The organism is Paraburkholderia kirstenboschensis (assembly GCF_904848585.1).
Taxonomy (GTDB): Bacteria; Pseudomonadota; Gammaproteobacteria; order Burkholderiales; family Burkholderiaceae; genus Paraburkholderia; species Paraburkholderia kirstenboschensis.
On sequence record NZ_CAJHCR010000003.1, the window covers coordinates 620,631 to 642,541 of the forward strand.

A 21,911-nucleotide genomic window follows, 5' to 3' on the forward strand; every position below is an offset into this window, starting at 1 on the left:
GCGGGCGCGTGCATTTATATAAAGGCAGCTAAAGCCATGAAGGTTCAACAAATCAAACAAAGCGTAAATCTGCAGAATCTGGAGGACTGGGGCACGGCTGGCCTGCCCGGCACCACGCCGATCCGCGTCTCGGGCGTGCAGCGGGTGATCAAGGGTACGGAAGCCATCGACACCGGCATCTTCGAATGCTCGGCCGGCACTTACCGCCGCTCGGTCAAGCAGGCCGAGGTCATGCACATCATCGCCGGGCATGGGCGCTTTACGCCCGACAATGAGGAGACGGTCCACTTTGCTAGCGGCGACACGCTGTTCTTCGAAGCCAATACCGAAGGTCTTTGGGAAGTGGACGAGACCATGCGCAAGATCTATGTGATTCTCTGATCGACTCTTCCAGTTTCTACCCGGCGCGCGCACGCGCGCCGCGGCCTCCGCACTATTCGCTGCTTCCTCACCGCCCTTTCCTTTCGACGTGAACCGGCAGCAGTGTCGGGTAATCCCGCGTTGACCTGCCGTTATCAAATTACTTACAGTGGCGCTTGTTCGCTAAAAGAATCGTAGTTCTATATACGAACAAATAAAATTGATAGCGACGGCCACCCTGTCCGCATACCATGCATGGATGAAGCGGACAGAGTCGCAGGCGCAGGCATTGCGCGCCGCCCAACGGCGCGCGATCGTAAAGTAAGACGAGGCTCGCTGCGACGAGCCTTTTTGCAGTCAGGAGACGCATCATGAATCGCAGCAACGCTGTGAACGTTCAGACCTTCCTCAACGAGCATCCGTTTTCACCGTTCCAGTGGCTGGTCTTTTTCATGTGTTTCGTGATCGTCCTGCTGGACGGTTTCGACACGGCCGCCATCGGCTTCATTGCACCATCGCTGCTCGCGGAATGGGGCATCGCCAAACCGGCGCTCGCACCCGTACTGAGCGCGGCGCTGTTCGGCCTTGCGTGCGGCGCGCTGGTCTCGGGGCCGTTGTCCGACCGGCTCGGACGGCGGGGAATGCTGCTGGGTTCGGTGCTGCTGTTCGGTGCCGCCTGCCTCGGCTCGGCATTTTCGACGAGCATCGAATATCTGACGGTGCTGCGCTTCATCACCGGCGTCGGCCTCGGTGCGGCCATGCCGAACGCCGTCACGATGATGGGCGAGTACTGCCCGGATAGCCGTCGCGCGACCGTGATCAATCTGATGTTTTGCGGCTTCCCGCTCGGCGCGGCATTCGGCGGCTTTCTCGCCGCGTGGATGATTCCGCATTTCGGCTGGCGCAGCGTGCTGCTGCTCGGCGGTATCGCTCCGCTTCTGTTGCTGGTTCTGTTGGTGATCAAGATGCCGGAGTCGGTTCGCTACATGGTCGCCAACAATCAGCCGGTCGCGCGGATTCGCGCCGCCCTATCGCGCATTTCGAGCGAGGCGGCGCAGGCCGACTCGTTCATGATGACGGAAACCGCGCCGCAAACTGGCGGCAAGGGCGCGGGCGTAGTGCTGTCGCGCGCGTACATCGTCGGCTCGCTGATGCTGTGGATCACCTACTTCATGGGCCTGGTAATCTTCTACGCGTCGATCAACTGGATGCCGATTCTGCTGAAGGACGCCGGCCTCACGCCGCAACGCGCGACGCTGATTTCCGCGCTGTTCCCGCTAGGCGGCGTAGGCGCGGTTGTGTGTGGCGTGCTGATGGACCGCTTCAACGCGAACCGCATTATCGCGGCCTGCTACGCGTTGACCGCCGTGAGCGTGTATTTCATCGGCCAGGCGGTGGGCAATGTCGGCGCGCTCGTGTTCATCGTGTTCGTTGCGGGGGTGCTGATGAATACCGCGCAATCGTCGATGCCCGCGCTCGCCGCCGCGTTCTACCCGACGCAAGGCCGCGGCACCGGCGTCGCGTGGATGCTTGGCATTGGACGCTTTGGCGGCATTGCCGGCTCGTTCCTCGTGGCAGAACTCACGCGCCGTCACTTCACGTTCGCCGGCATCTTCGCAACGATCGCGGTGGCCGGTGTGATCGCGTGCATTGCGCTGCTGATCAAGCAGGCGGCGCGGCCGCATGTGGCGAATGCGTCGGTGCCTAAAGCGGAGTCGTTCGGACACTGAGCGCATCTCACGGAGATCGCCTTGCTGATCCAAGTAAGCCGCCTTTCGAGGCGGCTTTTTCTTTTGAAGCTGCGCAGAAGCAACAGCAAAAGCGGCACCGACACCGAAGCCGAGCCCGGCAAGAAATAGTCGCCCGCAGCGACGAATCGACGCGGGCAGCGAGGGTCCGGTACCGCGTTAAACTGCGGCCTTTGCGCCCAACAGGATTCGTCGTGATGAAACGCGTGATGATATCGGCATTGCTTGCGGGATGCCTCGCCCAAACGGCCGTTCAGGCCGTGGCACAAACGGTCAGCAATCAATGTTTTGCGATCGGCGATATTGCCGGCCAGGTCGCTTCCTGGCGCGCGCACAAGAAGACCAAAGAGCAGGCGCTCGATCAGGCCGCAAAGTACTATCGCGACGATGCGGACCGGCAGACGTTTGCCGACATCATCGAGAAAATTTACGCGCCCAACGCGCCGCGCATGACACCGGACCAGGCCAGCATGGCGTTCACGTCCGACTGCGCGCAAGCGCGGAAGGATTAGGCGTTAGCGCGCTAACGCCTGCTTCGCGATGGTCTATTTCATGCCGCGCGAAGTGTTATTGCAGACGTTACAAGTTGCGAAACGCGTCCAGGGAACTCGACGCGTTGCCGTGGAAATCGAACAACGTGTTGTTCGGATCGGCTCACCAGTCGCTGTGTATGTGCCTGGGTTACGCAACTGAGAACGGCCAGTCCAGCAATACTGGACCACTTCACCACACAAGAATGCATCCTGTTCATGTGGATAACTCGTATACGTGGAAGACCAGTCGTCTTCTCTTATCCCTTCAACGAAATGCCCTTCCAGACGGTGCCGGTTTCCTCATTGACACTGCATAGCCAGAACCACTGGCCTGGAACCATCGGACATGAGCCCCCCTGTTCCAGCGATACGGTACGCACAGCGTCAAACTGTTGCCCGCGTTCGAACCGCATCACGTCAGTGGGGCCGTCCTTTGTCCAGCCTTCCCACACGCCGGATTCCGGGCACGTCGCGCCCGTGCACAGGTCCATGTACCCGTATGTCTGCCGCTTTTTCTGGTTCTGTTCCTCGCGCTTTTTCTTGCGCATCGCGGGCGTGAGATAGGAGTAGTCGCGATCGATTGTGATTCGATCAAGGCGCACTTTCCCGGATGGATTATTGGGCGCGGGGTCAAGGAAGAATAGTTCAACGTCCACGGGAAAGCGTCCGTTCTCGCCGGCATTCGCCCGGTAGCGGTAAGAATGCAGCAGGTTAGCGGGCGGCAGACCAGGCCCCATGTCGTTTTTTTCGTACCTGATTCCATCGCTGTCTACCCAGTAGCCTGCAAGATCGAGGCGCTGTTCAAGCAGGCGGCGACTAACGCCGGCAAGAGCGTTATGGAGCCATAGTTCAAAGGAAACCGGCACGACTCGCACTTTCAACCTGTCGTCTGAATAGTCGAGCGGATCAGGTCGGGTTGACAGATTCATCCTCGCCTCAGGAAAGGCTCCATTCGTGAACACGTATTGTTTGCCTCCCCCTTCAGGCATATGGAATTCGGAGGATTTGAGTGTCCCGAAAGCCGGGTCGTCGGGATTAAATGGCCTGTCATCCCGCATCACTTCCATGACCTTATCCAGCAGTCGGAGTAGCGCCCGCTCCTGCGACGGCGTAATGTCGTAGCTCATTTCAGTGCGCTCCGATTGACTGGACGACGTGGGCGTAGGCGCTTGTGCATGTGCCTGGATTGCGCAACTGAGAACGGCCAGTCCAGCAATACTGGACCACTTCACCACACAAGAATGCATCCTGTTCATGTAGATAACTCGCATACGTGGAAGACCAGTCGCCTTCTCTTAGCCCTTCAGCGCAATGCCCTTCCAGACGGTGCCGGTTTCCTCATTGACACTGCATAGCCAGAACCACTGGCCGTGAACCATCGGACATGAGCCGCCCTGTTCCAGCGACACACTACGCACAGCGTCAAACTGTTGCCCGCGTTCGAACCGCATCACGTCAGTCGGGCCTTCCTTTGTCCAGCCTTCCCATACGCCGGATTCCGGGCACGTCGCGCCCGTGCACAGGTTCATGTAGCCATAGGTCTGCCGCTTTTTCTGGTTCTGTTCCTCGCGCTTTTTCTTGCGCATCGCGGGCGTGAGATAGGGGTAGTAGCGAGTGATGGTAATTTGATCGAGCCGCGCCTTCCCGGATGGATTATTGGGCGCGGGGTCGATAAAAAAGAATTCGACGTTGACAGGAAAGCGTCCTTTCTCGCCCGCATTCGCCCGGTAGCGGTAACGATGCTCGCGCGTAAAGGGCGGCAGACTGTGCCCGAGGTCGTTCCCTTCTTCTCGCACCCCGTCTCCGCCTACCCAGTAACCCGCGAGATCGAGGCGCTGTTCTAGCAGGCGGCGATTGATGCCGGCAAGAGCGTTATGGAACGCTAGTTCAAAGTAGGCGGGGACCGCTTGCACGCGCGTCCTGTCGTCAGAATAGTCGAGTGGGTCGGTCCACATCGAGAAATCCACTTTTGCATCAGGAAAAGCACTATTCGCAAACGAGTAATGTATTCCAGCTTCTCCCGGCTTTATGAAATAGGACGATTCGAGCGTCCCGAAAGCAGGGTCGCCCGGGTTGAACGGCCTGTCGTCGCGCATCACCTCCATGACCTTATCAAGTAGCGCGTATAGCGCCCGTTCCTGCGACGGCGTAATGTCGTCACCCATTTCAGCGCGCTCCGATTGACTGGATGACGTGGGCGTAGGCGCTTGTGCATGTGCCTGGATTACGCAACTGAGAACGACCAGTCCAGCAATACTGGACCACTTCACCACACAAGAATGCATCCTGTTCATGTAGATAACTCGTATACGTGACTGCCATTGTTCGGGCCTGTTCCGGTGTAACGTTTCTCACCTTGCAGACTTCGGTCTCGACTTTTTCCAGATCGGCCTGAATGAATTTCCAGTACTCGACTCCCTTCATCTGGGTAATCACCCAGTAGTAATAGAACACCACCATCGCATGGATGCCTGCGCGGGCGAGACTGTCATCTGGGAAGGGTGTGGCGCAGGCCAGATCGAATATGCTGTCTCCGACGAGTTTTCTGAAACACTTCTGCATACCGGAGAATGCGCTGTAATCGGCGGGAAAGGCATTGAGCAGCGCAATCTGCCAGAAGAGCTGCTGGCAGTGCCGCGCTTCGTGATAAACCGTGTCGGCGAAATCAATCAGCACGGCATTTTTTGCCGGATCGCCTTTCATGGTCGTGATAATTCCATCGACGTCCCATCTCGACAGACAAAGTACCCATTTTGAGCCTTGAAAAACCCCATGCGCGCCAATTGGAAAGCTAAACTCTGCCGCGTTGCTAGCCGACACAATCACGATGTTGGGCATTGCACCGCCGTCCGTTGCGATACCCTCTGGCATGCCGAACGGACCCGCCTGGAGTGCATTCCAGATCTGCGTCTGGACCGCTGGCAGGATGACCGCCGCTAGCTCTTTGTCCGACTTTCCCGCAAGACTCGCCCAGTCGATTTTGCAAAGACTTTCCTTCACAGCGGCCGTGTAGCTCTTTGCAACCGGGTACTCGATATCACTCCGGTACTGGAACGCTGGCGGCGCATCCGCAGCTTTCGCATTCCTGAGAAGGTGATATGTGCGCAATCCCCAGTTCATCGGATCACACCCAACGAACACAGGCGGCTTGCCATCGCCCGTCAATCCGTCGCCCGGCGTTTCAGCTGACTTGCCGCCCACCTTCGTCGTGCGCTTTTCCGGCATCTCCACCGTTTCCGGCGTTGGGAGGCTGTCATCGCGCCATACCGTTGTCGTGCTCGCCGATATCACCTTATCCGGCTCGCTCTGCGACATGAGTTCCACAAGGCCGAACGACACAACGTTGCTCGTCGCCAGTTGCATCTCGCCGCGCCCGTTCGTGACGCCTTCGATCACCTGACCATCGTCCAGCGTGATGCGATAGGGCTGCCCCGCCAGAATGAACCCGCCGCCGTCCTCGACCAGCACATGATGCGCAGCCAGCCGGCCCGGACTCTCCTGCGTGACCGGCAACGCCACCGGAACAGCCTGTGGGTCATCCGTCGCATGGCTCGCTGCGTGAACGAGGTAGTGCCCGTTCGTGTGAACTGTGACGCCTTCCGGCGTCAGCCGCAGCAGGGTTCCGCCCGCGTTGATTTCGATACCCTTCAGCGCGGCCAGCCGCAGCCACCCGTTCTGGCTGGTCACCGTCACGTCCTCCCGCGCGATGGCCTGGAGTCCATCGGCACGCGCTTCGAGGTGTATGCGCCCGGTTGCGGCAATCATCGTTATCGACTTGCTGGCATAAAGTGCAATCGCTTCGCGCACGGAAGCAAACAGCGATTTGAGCGCAGCAATCGCGACGTTGCCGCCCGCCGTCAACGCCGTATGTTTCCCACTCACGATATGCGCATTGTCCTGTGCCGCCGCATGCAGATTCGCCGCGCTGGACACCGCAATATCAGGCTGCCCGAACTCGGGAAAGTCATGGGCACCGCCCGATGCCTTGCCACGTAGCGCGGCGTTTGCATCGCTGAGCGCCTTCGCAACATCCCGCTGCGCCCCGGTGGCATCCTGAGCGCCGTGCTGCTGTGCGGACAGCGCAAGTTCTTCGTGGATACTGCGCGCTTCCGTTAGCTGCGCGTGCGTCTCGCCCATTTCCTTGACCTTGCCCGCCGCGCCGGTACGTGCAAAAGTCGTCACGATCATGCCGAGCGCAGCCCTTAGCGCACCATGCTTGTCGGTACGAAGCTCGAAGCCTTCACCCCGTTCGTCCTGCCGCCCCCGGTTGCCGTCGATACGCGTGATATAGCCGAGACTCAGGCTCGACTTTGCATGATCGCTGGCAAGCTGCGCCTGCTGCCTGTCGTGCGTATCGTCCAGCGCAAGATGGTTTGACGAAAAGCCTTTCTCCATTCTGGAGCGCAGGCCCGAAACCCACCGATTGTGCGGCAGTGCCCACGCGGGCGGATTGTCTGCGTTGACAGCGCTTCCCGCGATATACGGCATGTCGGGATTGCCGTTGATATAGCCAACCAGAATTTCGCTCCGGATGCGCGGGACGAGCGCCGCCCCCATCTGCCCGTTCTGCCAGGGCTGCGTAACACGCAGCCAGATAAACGAATTCTCGTCGTAGCGCCCGGCGCGGTCGGGAACCAACTGGCACTTCACGCGGCCGAGCGCATCGGTCCACAGCTGCTGGTCGTCGGGACCACTGACAATGGCAATCTCGGTGCCCGCGACGGGCCACGGCGTGACTATAGGCAGACGGAAATACCCTGCAAGTACCGGACAAAGCTCGAATGCGGTATCGCAGCGAAATGCCTGATCCGTGCCGCTTGCCTGGGCATTTGCCTCCATCGTCAAGGTGGTGGACACGACGATGTATTCCTGGTTTGCCTTGTCGAGCGGATGTTCAGCCAGATGAAACGTTTTGCCGGGTATCAGTGCGCGGAGGTGGCCGTGTCCCGTCGCGCGCAGTCCCTGGCAGCGCAGCGACTGCATACGGACCATCGCGGCCTGTCGCGCCTGTTCGCGCGCATCGAGCGGTTCAGCATTCAGACCCATCGCCCCCTGTAGCGGCTGGCTTGTGTTCCCGTACTCGTAGAACTCCTGGTCAGCGCGCGCCGTGTCGCGCGGATCTTCACTGGATACGCGCAGTGGAATGTTTGCCCGTCGCATGCGCGGTTCGGTGTAGTCGTGATCGACGCCTGTCGCGTTACCTGCTGTCTGTCGGCTCGCAAACTCAAGTCGGGCGATGGTTTCCTCATCAGTCCGGCTTTCATCCGGGGCGTACCGGATCGTTCGGTAAGCCTCACCGTGCCGATGAAACGCGCCCATGGTGTCGGCAATAACGAGCGTGTGCGCATCGTCATGGTCGAACCAGAAGAACAGCCCGGCCCGCTCGCACCAGCGCTTGAAACAGATGTAGTCGGATTCGTAGTACTGCCGTTGCAGGTCGCGCCTTGGATAATGCGACCCGTGAAGCGGCCCGGCAATGCGCCAGTCAATCTTTACCGCATACCCGCGTAGAAGTTCGCTGATGGCCTCTATCACGGTGCAGTTCTGGAAGATGCGCCAGTTCTGGCCGAGCGTGGCCTTTTTCAGCGCGGGTTCAATCTCGAACTCGTAAACCATGGAGCGATCATCACGCCGTACAAACCGCGCAACGCTCACGTACCCCGAAATCTTCCGCACATGGAAGCCGATATTTCCGTCCCCCGTGTCGCCTGGCATGCCAGACACAAATGTACCTTTGCCGGGAACGTCGATTGATACCGTGACTTCCGTCCCAACGATGCTGTCCAGATCGAGCGCTTCCACGTAGGTGTCGATGTCGGTCATGACCCGGACCGTGTAGTGGAACAGTTCGCCGATGGCTTCCGTGCCGTGCAGGTGGACCGGAATCAGGACCGGCTTCGACATGTCCTCGACCGGTAGCGATCTGGCCTTGCGATAGTAGTATTCGGGCGTCAGCGGCGGCGTCCACCGGGGCAAGGCCGCGCCGTCTATCATCATGGGCCGTTCCGGCGCGCTATATATGTCGCTGTAATTGCGAAAATGATTCTTCATGCGCCGTTTCCTACGCCCTGATGAGCGTAGCCCCGCACGCCGTCCGGTCACCTATGAAAGCGACACGCACGCCGCGATGAGTCCTCCTTCCGGTCGCCTCGATGGGGAACCTGCCGCCGCATGCCGGGCACTCGACCAGATGGCCTTCCAGCGCGACGCGGACATTCCTGTGTGTCAGATCGTGCGACGCCTCTACAATCCTGCCGCCGTGGTCCGTCGAGTCCCCAAGGCGGGCCATGTCCCTACCGGTTGCTGCATCCTTCATCCGTGACTCCTGTTTTATTAAGCGATCCACAGTCGGAAGCGGCATGTTCTTCCGCTGCGTGAAGATGGATTGTCTGACTGGACAGAGCCCGCTTTAAGACCCGCGTACCGGGATCAATGGCCCCGGTCGCAGTCATTTTTAACGCAGTAGTGGCCCACGAATATCGGACAAGGATTAAATAGGTGCGGAACATATGCGCGCCGCATATTCCTGTCGGGAATGCGTCACGGGCGCTGTTGTGAACGATACTGGCCTGCTCCGGGGAAGCGCCCGAAGGGCATCCACTGGGGAAAGCGCATGCGGCAGGATTTGAGCCGCTTGCCGCATGCGTCTTTTGCCGGGTTGGCTGTCGGGTCGTCGTAGACGTCCGCGACCGGCTCACCCGCGCGTACAGGCGCGATCCGTCATCGAGCAGGTCGTCATAGGCGATGCTCAACGCGCCGACCGATGCGTTGCTGCCGCCGGTGCTCCCGCCGCCAGTCGGAGCCGGCGCACCGCGCACCACCGCAACTTGTCGTGTGCGCGTCGACAGGTCCATGCCGCAGGCGCTAACTTTGCAATGCAATCAGCAGAATATGCTGTAGGCGCCCGAAAAAAACCGTCTGCACACCGTAGGCCGCTTTTTGAGGCGATTCATTGACTGTCGGACGCGCGTAGCATCGGCCTATGGAACGAGATTCGCGCGGCTCTCTCCACACCGCTGCGCGCTCACAGAAACCGTACGCCTGATCCTGTCAAAAGGGCAACCCAAGGAGCAACGCAATGTCCCTCGCATTGACGCGCAATGAGCTGATTCGCCCGCTCAATTTCATCGGTGGCCAATGGATCGCCGCCGCGAACGGCGCGCGCTTTCCCGTCACCAATCCCGCGACCGGCGAGACGATCGTCGAAGTGGCGAACAGCAGTACCGCGGACGCACGCGCCGCCACCGACGCCGCGGCCCGCGCGTTGCCCGCATGGCGCGGCAAGCTCCCGCGCGAACGTGCTGAGATTCTGCGCCGCTGGCATGCGCTGATCGTCGCGAACACCGAAGATCTCGCCAGGCTGATGTCGACGGAACAAGGCAAGCCTCTTGCGGAAAGCCGCGGCGAAGTCGCGTATGGCGCGTCATACGTCGCGTGGTTCGCAGACGAGGCGACGCGCATCTACGGCGACATCATTCCGCAGCAGCAACGCGGCAAGCGCATGAGCGCGGTGAAGGAAGCCATAGGCATCGTGGCCGCGATCACGCCGTGGAACTTCCCGCTCGCGATGATCGCCCGCAAGATCGCGCCGGCCCTCGCGGCCGGCTGCACGGTCGTCGCCAAGCCCGCCGAAGACACGCCGCTCACAGCACTGGCACTCGCCGCCCTCGCACAGGAAGCCGGCGTGCCGGACGGTGTGCTGAACATGCTGTCGGCTTCGCGCGACCAGGGCATTGAAGCGGTGGCCGATTGGCTCGCCGATGCTCGCGTTCGCAAAATCACGTTCACCGGTTCGACGCCGGTCGGCAAGCATCTTGCGCGCGAGTCCGCCGCCACGTTGAAGAAGCTGTCGCTTGAATTGGGCGGCAATGCGCCCTTCATCGTATTCGACGACGCCGATCTCGACGCCGCCGTCGCCGGTCTGATCGCAGCGAAGTTTCGCAATGGCGGGCAAACCTGCGTATGCCCGAATCGCGTGTATGTGCAAGCCGGTGTCTATGAGCGTTTCGCCGATCTTCTCGCGAAACGCGTGGCGGCCCTGAAGGTTGCACCCGCAACGGACCCGAGCGCGCAGATCGGCCCGATGATCAACGAACGCGCCATCGACAAGATCGCGCGTCACGTCGAAGACGCCTTAAAACAAGGGGCAAAAGTGTTGACAGGAGGCAAGCGCCTCACGGAACTCGGCCCGAACTACTATGCGCCGACTGTGCTGACCGACGCGCAGGACGGCATGCTGGTGTGCTGCGAAGAAACCTTCGGACCGGTCGCGCCGCTGTTCCGCTTCAGCGACGAAGCCGAAGCGCTGCGTCTCGCGAACGATACGCCGTTCGGCCTCGCCGCTTACTTCTATACGCAGGACGTGCGGCGTATAGACCGTGTCGCCGCTCAACTGGAAGCAGGCGTAATCGGTATCAATGAAGGCGCGGTGTCGAGTGAAGCGGCGCCGTTTGGAGGCGTGAAAGAATCGGGCTACGGCCGCGAAGGCTCGAAGTACGGACTCGACGATTATCTGTCGATCAAATACCTGTGCCAGGGCGGCTTCGACCAATAAATAATCGGCTCGCGTTAAGCCAAAGCGTTGCGATGGGCTTCCACCAGTTCGGCCATGCTGTTAAAGCGAAAGTCGACCTTCGGCTGGGAGCCCGGGTCCATTGTCGCGCCAAAGCCCTCTTTGCCATGCCGGCGATAGATCCAGCACGAGGCAAGTCCGAATTCATTCGCCGGCTTGTGATCGTGAAAGAGACTTTCTGCCGTGTGAAGAATCTTTTCCCTGGCGATGCCGCGTTCGCCCAGCTTCTCCAGCATGTACTCGAAATTGCGCGGCGACGGCTTGTATGAACCGATATCTTCAGCGGTGAATATCGCGTCGAATTCGACATGCAGCTTTGCGTTGCTATAGCTAAAGCTCTCATTGTCCACGTTCGAAAGAATGACCAGCTTGTAGTGCTGCTTCAGGTACTGCAACGCAGCGGCTGAATCGTCGAATGCCGGCCAGTTCTGAATTGATCTGCCATAAGCCATGCAGTCGTCGAGCGTGTAAGGCACGCGCCACTCTTCCGCCAGGCGCTTATAGACGATCGGCAACAACTCCTGATAGCGCCGGTAAGGCGTGTACTTTTGCTGCGACGACTCGTGTCGCGCGTGTGCTTCGAGCACCTGGTCGCGCGTGAGCGTTTGCTCGACGCGTTCGAGAAGCGGCCGCAAGCCTTCAAAGATGCCTGTTTCCCAGTCGATTAGCGTGCCGTAGCAATCGAACGTCAGCGTGTCGAAGTCGGTCAGTCGCATTGATTGGGCTCCTCTTTTTCGCGGATCAGAAGCCACAGTGTAGGTTATCGTGCGCGTACCGACGTCAAACGCGCGCCGCCAACATGCGAAAATGGCGACGGCCTTGAAGTGGATTGCCGAAGGCCACTTCGACCGCTCGCCCTACCGCCCTAACCGCTCGCCAATCGAGTAATCTGCGTCTCCGATATCGCGCGAACATCGACGCGGCGCGGCAAAATCGCGTCGTGGTTCGCACTGTCGGCCACTTTCTGAAGCGCGGCAATATCCGTATCGTTGACGAAATGCTGTTTGAGCGACGCACGCCGCGTGATCGTTTTCGCGGCATCGAGCGGAGAGCGCGTCAACGTTGCATAGATTTGCGCATACGCATCGGGGTTTGCCAACGCCCAGTCGCCCGCACGTTGCAGTCTCAACAGCACGTCCGCGATGGCCGCGCGTTTGCCTGCGTCCGCAAGCGACGACCCAGACGCAGTGATAAAGCCTAGCCCGCTATTGATGCCAGTGCCGTCGCGCAGAATGCGGGCGCCGCGTTGCACGGCAATGCCGTAGTAGGGATCGAATGTCGCCCACACTTCGATGGATCCAGAAGCGAACGCCGCAAATGCATCGACGGGCAAAATAAAGCGCACCGTCACGTCGTCTTTCGACAAACCTGCTTCGGCGAGCGCGCCATACAACTGGAATTGCGAAATGCTGCCGCGTGCCGACGACACAAATACGGTGCGCCCTTTCAGGTCGGCAACCGTGCGTATCGCGGAGTTCGGCGGGACAAGGATGCCGAGTTGCGCGCCCGAGCCCACGCGGGTTGCCACGATCTTCAAGGTCGGATCGCCCACTGCCGCTGCGAGTACCGGCAAATCCCCTGCCGGTGCGAGATCGACGGCGCCTGCACGTTGCGCTTCGAACAGCGGCGCTGCCCCCTGAAAATTGGCCCAGCGAAAAGCGTATGGCGCACCGTCGAGCACTTTGGCCGCCTCGACGAGCGCGCGCGTGCCACCGGCCTGGTCGCCGAGTACAAGTGTGGTCGATGCAAGATCCGCGGCTACCGTATGTTGCGAATGTAGAACGCCGGTCGCGGCAAGCGCGGGAACGGCGCCGAACAGTTTCAGCATGCGCCGTCGCGTTGAAAAAGATGTGGAAGCAGAAACAGCCATAAACCCTCGCGGTCGGTTGATGCGTCAGCGTACCGAGCCGCGGAAGGCATGGGAATGAATCGATTTCGATAACGTTATCTATCAGCGCGCTTTGGCGTCGACGCGTGGCGCGCCTCGTTGGCGCGCGCTACGCAATGGCAGGCGCAAACGAACCGCGCCGCCGTGACTCAATGACTGGATGCGTCAATGATCGTCGTCGCGCTCCGATGCACAGAAGTGTTCATCGCGACCACGCCCTTTGCCGACGCCCACGAGTTTTTGCGCGACGTATGCAGGCAGTTCGCTCGCGTCCCACGCAAACACAAAGAACGCATTCGGATTAGCAATACCAGCAGGATGGTTCGTGTCGGTGACCGTGCCGACGAAGTCGTTGTCGTTAGCGATAAAAAGCGTGTGCTTTTTCACGCCATCAACCACGACGTCGGGCCCAAACGCCAGGCCCTCGAGCTTCGCCGGAATGTCGTTCGCGCTGTAGCCATGCAGGGTCAACTGCGCGACCACATCGAGAAACAGCGCTTTCTGCACGGCATACGGTGCGATGCCGGCCTGGCCGCTCGCGCTGCTCACGTCCTGCGCGCCTGCCAGGTCGATATGGAAAACCTTCTTGAAAACAGCCGTCGAATTGTCGCCCAGTCCTTTGCCGTCTCGCTCGTCCACCAGCAGTTCGTGATCGTTCACGGCGACCACGTCGCTGATGGTCGGGTACTTCGGCTTCGCCGTCGTGCCGATGTTGGTGAGGGGATAGGCAAACTGCGTGGTCTTGCCCGTCCGAACGTCGATCTTGACGATACGCGTGTATGCGCCGTCGGTGCCGCCATCCTGAATCAGCGGGCTTTGCATCGCGCCGAAAAGCGTCTTGCCGTCAGGCGAAATCGCAAGCCCTTCCATGCCCTTGTTCGCAACGCGGCCCGCTGTGTTCTGTGCGATCTCGTTGTTGCCGATGGGGCTTAGCGTGGACACCGCAAAGCTGTCCGGAAGGTTGTACGTGTCGACACGTCGGCCGCTGCGCCGGTCGAAGCGATAGACATAAGGGCCGTACTCGTCCGAGATGAATACGCTTTCGCCGTCGTTGCTCACGCGCACGCTTTCGGGATCGAAGCGCCCGTTGCGGTCGTTCGTCGAGAGACGGGCGGGATCGAAATTGTCAGAGCGGCCTGTGAAGTAATGCGTGTGATTGCGGACGTTGAGCGCGGGCGCACCGTTGGGCACACCTGCGGCGGCGCCGGTGCCATAGGCGAGTTTGTCCGAGGTATGCAGCAACGTCGTGGCGACCAGCTTCGGCGTCAGCGAATACGGCAGCGCGGCGCCACCGGCACTGGGCTCCAGACGCAAGCGCAAGGTCTGGAAACGGTTGATGTACGACGCCGTATCGTCGAGGGCCGCGTTGTACGACACAGCATTCGGGCCGCGGTCGGGCACGGCGACGAACGTATGGCAACCCGCGTACGCGATGCCCGAACCGAGGCCACCGAGCAGATTTCCCGGTACGCCGTTTTCCAGGGGTGCCGCCGTTTCCTTCGACAGATCGCCGGTAAGGCCGCCAAGTCGACCAACCGCGATGAGATCGACCGCGGCGTGCGCCGTCGTCGCGAACGTCAGCGACGAGACGATCGCCGTCAGAGCAAACAGACTTGAACGAGACACGATGTCTTCCTTGTATGGAGCGCTTGTTGTGGACGTGTCGGGCGCCGGACTTCATCCAGGTACTTGCCGGCATGAATGTTCGAAACGCGGGAGCGATGGCCGGCGCACAGCCATTGGCCGAGGAAGGGCCGCCGGTAATAGTGCGTGAGGTATGTGACGCAATAGTGACGCTTGCGTCCTGCGCAGCGCGCATGGCGGCTGCATCGTGGTCTGGTGGCTCGCTCGCTCAAGCCGCCGATCGGTCCTCATATCGGGATCATCACATCGCGATTCACAGGATGCCAGGTAGCTGCCAGATGAGAACATCCAGAAGCACCCGAGCGATACCACATGGATTCAATCCGGCGTGAAGAATACGATTTACAACTCGGTGCCCGCGCCCGCCGATGTCCTGCTGCCGGTCGTCAACTCGCTCGATACGGGCAGCCCCGTGCCGGTCGTCGCGTTCGCGCCTTTTCATATCGACGGTTCGGTGAACGGCAGCAACCCGTACATTTACGGCCATTTCATCGCGGGCTACAAGGCGCCGTCGGCTAGCGGAGGCTCCGGCGCCGCGACGTATTACGGCGCCGTCACAGCGCCGAGTCTCGCCAACTAACGAACTGCGCCAAGCCTCGCTCGCCGCGAATCCACCTGCCGGGAACGTTCGCTGCGACTGTATAGCCAGGCGCCCGCCTTCGCGGGGACATACGTCGTCCGCGAGACGGACGCCGGTTATTTTTTTCAACGCTTCACGTAACCCTTTCACGCGACGCCTTTACGCGAGGGTTGCAGTGGACTTCGCGGAACGGAAAGAGCGGCAGGCATTGCGCGACCCCGACCGGGAGCCCCCAACGGCAGGAGTAGCGATATGCAAAACGCGGAAGACAATCCCACTCAGAAACAGCAGAACGAAATGGCCGCAAAGAGTCCGGTGCATACCCCCGCAACCGGAACGGCTTCTCCAGACGCTCGGACGCAAGCGAAAGAGTTCGGCAGCAAGAGCAACGCCGGCGCGGCCGAGCCGACCGGACGCAAGGACAACGCGCAAAACCTGCCGCCCATCGATCTCGACGCGGTGACCGTCGATTCGCCTGACCCGGTGCAGCGAGCGAGCAGCCGCACTGTCTCGGTGGATGCGGCCAACACGGCGTCGACCGATAACACTGTTGACACCGACGGCAAAGGTCTTGAAGCAAAGCGGGGACTGTCGCCGTGGCACGACAATGTGATCTCGTCGAACGCGACGCTCGAAAACAACGTTCCCGCGCCCGCAACGGGCTTGGGCGGCATAGAAAGCCGCGCCGGCGGAAATATGCCGCTCGTTGCGGCGCGCGACGGCTGGCAGGTGTCGTATCGCGGCACCGTCTACATCGAGCGAAGGAACGGCTCATTGGCAGAACACGTCATACAGTTCGACGCCCGCAGCGCAAGCAACAAGCCAACGTAAACTGCGGTAATCCGGCGCGGCTGCGCAAGGCATGAGGCTTGCATAGCGTGTTCGCCGGACCCATGGCGCGCCTTCCTCCCCGGAAGGGACCCGCCGTCGCCTGCCGGCGCACCAGTTCGGAAGTGCACCATGGAACTCGTCGATCGGAGCGATCGGAGTCGCGCTAGCCGCGTGCGCGGACGGCGGCGCTCGCGCGTCTTATCCCGCTACGCGGGTCGGCCGGTTCGTCTAATCTGGCGCTACGTGGCGCGCCACAAAGTGGCGCACGTCATCATGCTCGTCAGCGTCGTGGCCGCGGTTGGGTTCGCGCTCGCGTCGCAATACGGCATCCGCAATCTGATCGACGCGCTGCCGCGCGGACGCGCGCATCCCCAGACGGTCGTGTACGCGTTTGGCGTGCTCGTCGTCCTCATTCTCGCGGACAACCTGATGTGGCGCGTCGCCGGCTGGGTCGCGGCGCGCGCATTCGTGCGCGTCACGGGTGACATCCGCCAGGACATGTTCGAGTATCTGACGGGACATGCGCCATCGTTTTTCGCGGACAAACAGCCAGGCGTTTTGTCGAGCCGCGTGTCGGCCACGGCGAACGCGGTGTACGTGATCGAAAATACGGTTGCATGGACCGCGTTGCCGCCGACGCTGACCGTGATCGGCGCGATCGTGATGGTGGCGACCGTGAGCCTTCCGATGAGCGCCGCGCTCGTCGCCATTTCTGCGGCCCTCACCGGGTGTCTGTTCTGGCTCGCCCGCAAGGGCACGTCGCGGCACGAGGCGTTCGCGAGCCAGGCCGCTTCGGTAGACGGCGAACTGGTCGACGTGATCGGCAACATGGGGCTCGTGCGCGCGTTCGGCGCGGTGCACGCGGAGCTACGGCGCTTCGACGGCCATCTCGAAGCCGAGGCGGTTACGCGCAAGCGCAGTCTGCTATATCTGGAGAAGCTGCGCATCCTGCATGCGCTTGCCACCGTGGTGCTGTCGGCGGGCGTGCTCGGCTGGACCGTCTGGCTCTGGACGCAAGGCAGGGCGAGCACCGGCGACGTGGTTCTCGTCGGCTCCCTGGGCTTTTCGATTCTGCATGGTTCGCGCGACGTCGCGGTCGCGTTCGTCGATTTGACGCAGCACGTGGCGCGTCTCGCGGAAGCATCGCAAACCTTGCTGACGCCCTATTCGATGCCCGAAGCGCCCAAAGCAATACCGTTGGCGGTGCGTGAGGCAACGGTCGATTTCGACAATGTCTCGTTCGCTTATCCGGGCCGCAGGCCGGTATTGAACGAGTTGACGCTGCACATTCAGGCAGGGGAACGCGTGGGACTGGTCGGGCCGTCCGGCGCGGGAAAATCGACCGTGCTCGCGCTGCTTCAGCACTTCTACGAGCCGGCCGCCGGATGCGTACGCATTTCCGGCCAGGACATTTCGCAAGTGACGCTGGAAAGCCTGCAAGCGGCGATCTCGGTCGTGCCGCAAGACGTCACGCTACTTCATCGCTCGTTGCTCGACAACATTCGCTATGGCTGTCCCGATGCAAGCGAAGCGGACGTGAAACGCGCATGCGAAGACGCCAGCTGCATGGATTTCATCGGGGCATTGCCGGACGGCTTGAACACGATAGCAGGCGACCGCGGCGCAAAGCTCTCCGGCGGACAGCGCCAGCGCATAGCGATTGCCCGCGCGATCCTGAAGGACTCGCCGATACTTCTGCTCGACGAGGCAACTTCCGCGCTCGACACCGCTTCGGAAATCGTCATTCAAGCGGCGCTCGAACGCCTCATGCAGAATCGGACGGTGATTGCGATTGCGCACCGGCTGTCGACGTTGCAGTCGTTCGACAGGATCATCGTGATGAATCGCGGCCGCGTCGTTCAGGAAGGCACGCCTGCGCAACTTGCCAAAGTGCCGGGCATCTATCGCGACACGCTCGCGCGCCGCGGCCGGCGCACCCCCGCGCCTACGCTCAACTGAGCCGCCTGCCCATGCTGCTGCATGGAAAGGAGTACGCGGCAAACGCTAGCCGTCCACGCGCTCGCCTGCTGTTCTGATCAACTCGATCAGACGCTTTGCGGGCATCCGGTAACTGGTCTGCTGCTGAACGCCCCATTCGGAGCGCTCCGTTTCGACCAGCAAAACGAACTCGCCGTCCGCGCTCGCTTCCAGATGCTGCATATTGAGCATTTCCTCGCCGGCAATATCTGTTTCCTTCCCGAGCGTCATGACACCTTTCGCGCCACATCCCATGCCACGCCTCCATGCCGTTGCCGCCAGCGATCGCGGGTCCGCTTCGTCGCCTGCATCGATCCAGCAAAGCACGTACCGGCAAAGCAGTCACGGACGATTGACGGATAATCGGGGCTGCGTCTGCGCGCTTGCTGCGTTGCGCCAGACGGGTTCATGGTTTACCGCACTACTGTGCTTGCCTTCGTATGGCCAGCATCGGGAACATTTCACAACCGCACTCAGAAGACTTCACCATGCGCATACCGCCCGTCAAAGCCATCATCGCTTTCGAGAGCGTGGCCCGAACTGGGAGCGTCAATCGTGCGTCGGAAGAGCTTGGGCTGACTGCATCTGCGGTGAGTCATCAGATCAGCAATCTGGAGTCGATCGTCGGCCAGGCGCTGTTCTACCGCTCGGGCCGGGGCCTCGTGCTTACGCCGACAGGCGAGCGCTATCTGTCGGACGTCACCGGTTCTCTTGCGGACCTGAGCCGCGCGACCGAGCGCGCGTCGAGCCGCACCGAGGTCGACATTCTGCGCGTGCATTCGAGCCCAAGCTTCGGGCTGATGTGGCTGCTGCCGCGGCTCGCATCGTTTCAGGAAGCGAACGGGGACATTCAACTAAACCTCGCATGCTCGTACGAAGATGTGTCGTTCACGAGCGGCTATTACGACATCGACATACGTCACGGTTATGCGAACTGGCGCGATCTCGAAGTGCGGACGCTGCGCAACGAGTTCATCGCGCCGCTTGCGTCGCCGGCATATTTGCAGAGCCATCCGGTGAAGACGCCGGAAGATCTGCTCGCCCATCGGCTGATCTACTCGGAGACGCCGCTTGTTCAGTGGAAGCAATGGTTTGGGCGCACCGGTGTCTCCGCCGCGCACAAGACATTCGACTTCTCTTTCGACCGCTCGTACATGTCGCTCGAAACGGCGGCGCTCGGGCTCGGCATCGCGCTCGAAAGTCTGATGCTCGCGTCGGTGCGGATCAAGGAAGGCGCGCTCGTGCCGGTGTTCGATCACTCGCATGCGGTCGAGGTCGGCGCGCATCATCTGGTGTGTCCGCCGCAGAATGCGGAATTGCCACGGGTTGCGCGATTCATCGCGTGGATCGACCGGGAAATCGGCCATAGGGAACGTGCGGCTTAGAAACACCGGCAGATCGGCACCAGGGTATTCCAGCACCCTCCTCATTCGGCGGATTGCTCCGCAGGCCGCAAACCGCGGCGCAGCAGGCGTCGCGTCCGCGCTCACGAACACCTGAAAATTTCTCAAGCATAGTTGAGCCGTACTGCGTTGATGCGACGCGCAGCGTGCCGGACACTTGCTCCATCACATCAACATTCAGGAGACAAGTGATGCTGCTCGAGAACAAGGTGGTTATCGTCACGGGCGCGGCCTCCCCGCGTGGAATCGGCAAGGCGACTGCGAAGGCACTGGCTGCCCAGGGCGCGCGCGTCGTGATTCTGGATCTGCGCGAAGAAGACGCGAAAGCCGCCGCCGCCGATCTCGGCGCGGCACACCTCGGCCTCGCTTGCGACGTCACCGACAAAGCCGCATGCGTGCAAGCCGCAACCGCCACGCTGGAACGTTATGGCCGCATAGACGGCCTCATCAACAACGCCGGCATCACGCAGCCAGTGCGCACGCTGGACATTAGCGCCGAGGGCTTCGACGCAATCGTCGACGTGAATCTGCGCGGCACGCTCTACATGTCGCAAGCCGTATTGCCGGCGATGAGGGAGCAGAAGCACGGCAGCATCGTGTGCATGTCGTCTGTGTCGGCGCAACGCGGCGGCGGCATTTTCGGCGGCCCGCATTACAGCGCGGCGAAAGCCGGTGTGCTCGGTCTCGCGCGAGCGATGGCCCGCGAATTCGGTCCCGACAGCATCCGCATCAACTCGATCACGCCGGGCCTGATCCAGACCGACATCACCGGCGACAAGCTGACTGCGGAGATGCGCGTGGACATCATCAAAGGCATTCCGCTCGGCCGGCTCGGCGATGCCGCAGATGTCGCGAACGCGTGCCTCTTTCTCGTGAGCGATCTCTCGACGTATCTGACGGGCGTCACGCTCGACGTGAACGGCGGCATGCTCATTCATTGACGACCGCGCCCGCCTGCGAGGCGGCGCTGTGTTCCTGGCACCCGGGCGAACCCGGGGCCCATGGAAGGAGACAAACATGAAATCGAAATACACGGCTTCGCCCATCGACGGCGATGTGTTGGCACACTCAGACGCGACGAGTTTCGAGTCGCGCACCTACGCCAAAGTAAGCCGCAGGCTGATTCCATTTCTGATGCTGTGCTATCTCGGCGCGTATCTGGATCGCGTCAACGTCGGCTTTGCCAAGCTGCAGATGCTCAACGATCTTCGCTTTAGCGAGACGGTCTACGGCATGGGCGCCGGCATCTTCTTTCTCGGTTACTTTCTGTTCGAGGTGCCGAGCAATCTCGTGCTTCATCGTGTCGGCGCGCGCAAGTGGCTCGCGCGAATCATGCTGACATGGGCGGTGATTTCCGCGTCGTTCGTCTTCGTGAAGTCGCCCACCGCGTTCTATGTATTGCGCTTTCTGCTCGGCGTTGCAGAAGCGGGCTTTGCGCCGGGCGTGATTCTTTATCTGACGTACTGGTTTCCCGCTGCTCGCCGCGCCAAGGCGTTGTCGCTCTTTTTCATGGCGATTCCGCTCGCGGGCATAGTCGGCGGTCCGCTGTCGGGCTGGATCATGCATTCGCTGCACGGTGCGATGAATATGTCCGGCTGGAAGTGGCTGTTCATGCTCGAAGCTCTGCCGTCGCTCGTGCTTGGCATCGCGATTCTTCTGTATCTCGACGACGGCATCGCCAAAGCGAAATGGCTCACCGAGTCGGAGAAGAATCTGCTGGCACGCAATGTCGCCGGCGATAACGCGCACACCACTGCCCATATTTCGATTCGCTCGTTCATCGGCGACCGCCGCTTGTGGCTGATGGCAGCGATCTATTTCTGCGTCGTGCTCGGCCAGTACGGGCTGACTTTCTGGCTGCCGACGATCATCCGTAAATCAGGTGTCGCCGACCCGCTGTGGGTGGGCGTGTTCACCGCGATTCCTTATCTCTGCGCGATCGTCGCGTTGCCGCTAGTCGGCATGAGCGCGGACCGCCGACGCGAACGCAGACTTCACCTGGCCATTCCGATGCTGATCGCGGCAGCGGGCTTTGCGGTCCTGCCTACGCTCGGCAGCGTGCCGGCGTCGATCGTGTGTTTGAGCGTTGCGGCTGCGGGCATCCTCGCGTCGTCGTCGCAGTTCTGGTCGCTGCCGACGGCGCTGCTCGGCGGCATGTCGGCCGCAGCCGGCATCGCGGCTGTGAACTGCTTCGCCAATCTTGCGGGCTTCTTCTCGCCCGCAATAGTGGGCTGGCTCAACGACATGACAGGCCGTTCAACAGCGGGACTGATCTTCATCTCGGTTGCAGTGACGCTCGGCGCATGCCTGGTCTTTCTGGTGCCCGCGAAATCCGTGAACCGCTGACCTTTCCCAATCTTTTCCAACTATTCCGA

Annotated in this window: 19 protein-coding genes; 10 read left to right on the plus strand and 9 right to left on the minus strand. The window is 61.1% G+C overall.

The window, feature by feature from the left end; translation table 11 throughout:
• Window positions 1-36 precede the first annotated feature (36 nt).
• The 3 genes from JMY24_RS12590 to JMY24_RS12600 all read left to right on the plus strand — a co-directional run bounded on the left by JMY24_RS12590 (window position 37) and on the right by JMY24_RS12600 (window position 2,620).
• Window positions 37-381, plus strand: coding sequence for a cupin domain-containing protein (locus tag JMY24_RS12590; RefSeq protein WP_128597864.1), 345 nt, complete (start codon window positions 37-39; stop codon window positions 379-381).
• 350 nt (window positions 382-731) lie between these two features.
• Complete coding sequence (locus JMY24_RS12595) at window positions 732-2,090, plus strand: MFS transporter (protein ID WP_201702148.1); 1,359 nt, start codon at window positions 732-734, stop codon at window positions 2,088-2,090.
• Between the two features lie 215 nt (window positions 2,091-2,305).
• Complete coding sequence (locus JMY24_RS12600; protein ID WP_128597865.1) at window positions 2,306-2,620, plus strand: hypothetical protein; 315 nt, start codon at window positions 2,306-2,308, stop codon at window positions 2,618-2,620.
• A gap of 278 nt (window positions 2,621-2,898) precedes the next feature.
• Here JMY24_RS12600 and JMY24_RS12605 read toward each other — a convergent pair whose 3' ends face one another.
• The 5 genes from JMY24_RS12605 to JMY24_RS12625 form a co-directional block, all read right to left on the minus strand.
• The gene (locus tag JMY24_RS12605; RefSeq protein WP_201702149.1) at window positions 2,899-3,768 is read right to left on the minus strand and encodes a hypothetical protein; all 870 of its coding nucleotides are present in this window, start codon (window positions 3,766-3,768) and stop codon (window positions 2,899-2,901) included.
• A gap of 168 nt (window positions 3,769-3,936) precedes the next feature.
• Window positions 3,937-4,746 carry a hypothetical protein gene (locus tag JMY24_RS12610; RefSeq protein WP_236597390.1) on the minus strand — a complete coding sequence of 270 codons (810 nt, stop codon included), beginning with the start codon at window positions 4,744-4,746 and terminating at the stop codon, window positions 3,937-3,939.
• Window positions 4,747-4,807: 61 nt separating this feature from the next.
• The gene (locus JMY24_RS12615; RefSeq protein WP_128597867.1) at window positions 4,808-8,692 is read right to left on the minus strand and encodes a type VI secretion system Vgr family protein; all 3,885 of its coding nucleotides are present in this window, start codon (window positions 8,690-8,692) and stop codon (window positions 4,808-4,810) included.
• 10 nt (window positions 8,693-8,702) lie between these two features.
• Window positions 8,703-8,957, minus strand: coding sequence for a PAAR domain-containing protein (locus tag JMY24_RS12620; RefSeq protein ID WP_128597868.1), 255 nt, complete (start codon window positions 8,955-8,957; stop codon window positions 8,703-8,705).
• Between the two features lie 224 nt (window positions 8,958-9,181).
• On the minus strand, window positions 9,182-9,358 hold the full coding sequence (locus JMY24_RS12625; RefSeq protein ID WP_128597882.1) for a phage minor tail protein L: 177 nt from the start codon (window positions 9,356-9,358) through the stop codon (window positions 9,182-9,184).
• Window positions 9,359-9,719: 361 nt separating this feature from the next.
• On the opposite strand from JMY24_RS12625, the gene JMY24_RS12630 reads away from it, so the two are divergent.
• Window positions 9,720-11,195, plus strand: coding sequence for an NAD-dependent succinate-semialdehyde dehydrogenase (locus JMY24_RS12630; RefSeq protein ID WP_128597869.1), 1,476 nt, complete (start codon window positions 9,720-9,722; stop codon window positions 11,193-11,195).
• A 14-nt stretch (window positions 11,196-11,209) separates the two neighbouring features.
• On the opposite strand, the gene JMY24_RS12635 is transcribed toward JMY24_RS12630, so the two are convergent.
• The 3 genes from JMY24_RS12635 to JMY24_RS12645 form a co-directional block, all read right to left on the minus strand.
• Window positions 11,210-11,929 carry a haloacid dehalogenase type II gene (locus JMY24_RS12635; protein WP_128597870.1) on the minus strand — a complete coding sequence of 240 codons (720 nt, stop codon included), beginning with the start codon at window positions 11,927-11,929 and terminating at the stop codon, window positions 11,210-11,212.
• Window positions 11,930-12,078: 149 nt separating this feature from the next.
• Window positions 12,079-13,083, minus strand: coding sequence for an ABC transporter substrate-binding protein (locus JMY24_RS12640; RefSeq protein ID WP_128597871.1), 1,005 nt, complete (start codon window positions 13,081-13,083; stop codon window positions 12,079-12,081).
• Between the two features lie 183 nt (window positions 13,084-13,266).
• Entirely contained in the window at window positions 13,267-14,727 is a 1,461-nt protein-coding gene (locus JMY24_RS12645) for an esterase-like activity of phytase family protein (protein WP_128597872.1), read from the minus strand.
• 346 nt (window positions 14,728-15,073) lie between these two features.
• On the opposite strand from JMY24_RS12645, the gene JMY24_RS12650 reads away from it, so the two are divergent.
• The 3 genes from JMY24_RS12650 to JMY24_RS12660 all read left to right on the plus strand — a co-directional run bounded on the left by JMY24_RS12650 (window position 15,074) and on the right by JMY24_RS12660 (window position 18,115).
• Entirely contained in the window at window positions 15,074-15,325 is a 252-nt protein-coding gene (locus JMY24_RS12650) for a hypothetical protein (RefSeq protein ID WP_236597391.1), read from the plus strand.
• A 252-nt stretch (window positions 15,326-15,577) separates the two neighbouring features.
• Window positions 15,578-16,156, plus strand: a complete 579-nt coding sequence (locus JMY24_RS12655; RefSeq protein ID WP_128597873.1) for a DUF3005 domain-containing protein — start codon at window positions 15,578-15,580, stop codon at window positions 16,154-16,156.
• A 129-nt stretch (window positions 16,157-16,285) separates the two neighbouring features.
• Window positions 16,286-18,115 carry an ABC transporter ATP-binding protein gene (locus JMY24_RS12660; RefSeq protein WP_128597874.1) on the plus strand — a complete coding sequence of 610 codons (1,830 nt, stop codon included), beginning with the start codon at window positions 16,286-16,288 and terminating at the stop codon, window positions 18,113-18,115.
• A 45-nt stretch (window positions 18,116-18,160) separates the two neighbouring features.
• Here JMY24_RS12660 and JMY24_RS12665 read toward each other — a convergent pair whose 3' ends face one another.
• On the minus strand, window positions 18,161-18,364 hold the full coding sequence (locus JMY24_RS12665) for a hypothetical protein (protein WP_236597392.1): 204 nt from the start codon (window positions 18,362-18,364) through the stop codon (window positions 18,161-18,163).
• A gap of 257 nt (window positions 18,365-18,621) precedes the next feature.
• Between JMY24_RS12665 and JMY24_RS12670 the strand changes: the two genes are divergently transcribed.
• The 3 genes from JMY24_RS12670 (at window position 18,622) to JMY24_RS12680 (ending at window position 21,882) form a co-directional block, all read left to right on the plus strand.
• Entirely contained in the window at window positions 18,622-19,518 is an 897-nt protein-coding gene (locus JMY24_RS12670; RefSeq protein WP_128597876.1) for a LysR substrate-binding domain-containing protein, read from the plus strand.
• Between the two features lie 209 nt (window positions 19,519-19,727).
• Window positions 19,728-20,477 (plus strand): SDR family NAD(P)-dependent oxidoreductase, encoded by a 750-nt coding sequence (locus JMY24_RS12675; protein WP_128587662.1) that lies wholly within the window; start codon window positions 19,728-19,730, stop codon window positions 20,475-20,477.
• 76 nt (window positions 20,478-20,553) lie between these two features.
• Window positions 20,554-21,882 carry an MFS transporter gene (locus tag JMY24_RS12680; protein ID WP_128597877.1) on the plus strand — a complete coding sequence of 443 codons (1,329 nt, stop codon included), beginning with the start codon at window positions 20,554-20,556 and terminating at the stop codon, window positions 21,880-21,882.
• The last annotated feature ends 29 nt before the right edge of the window (window positions 21,883-21,911 follow it).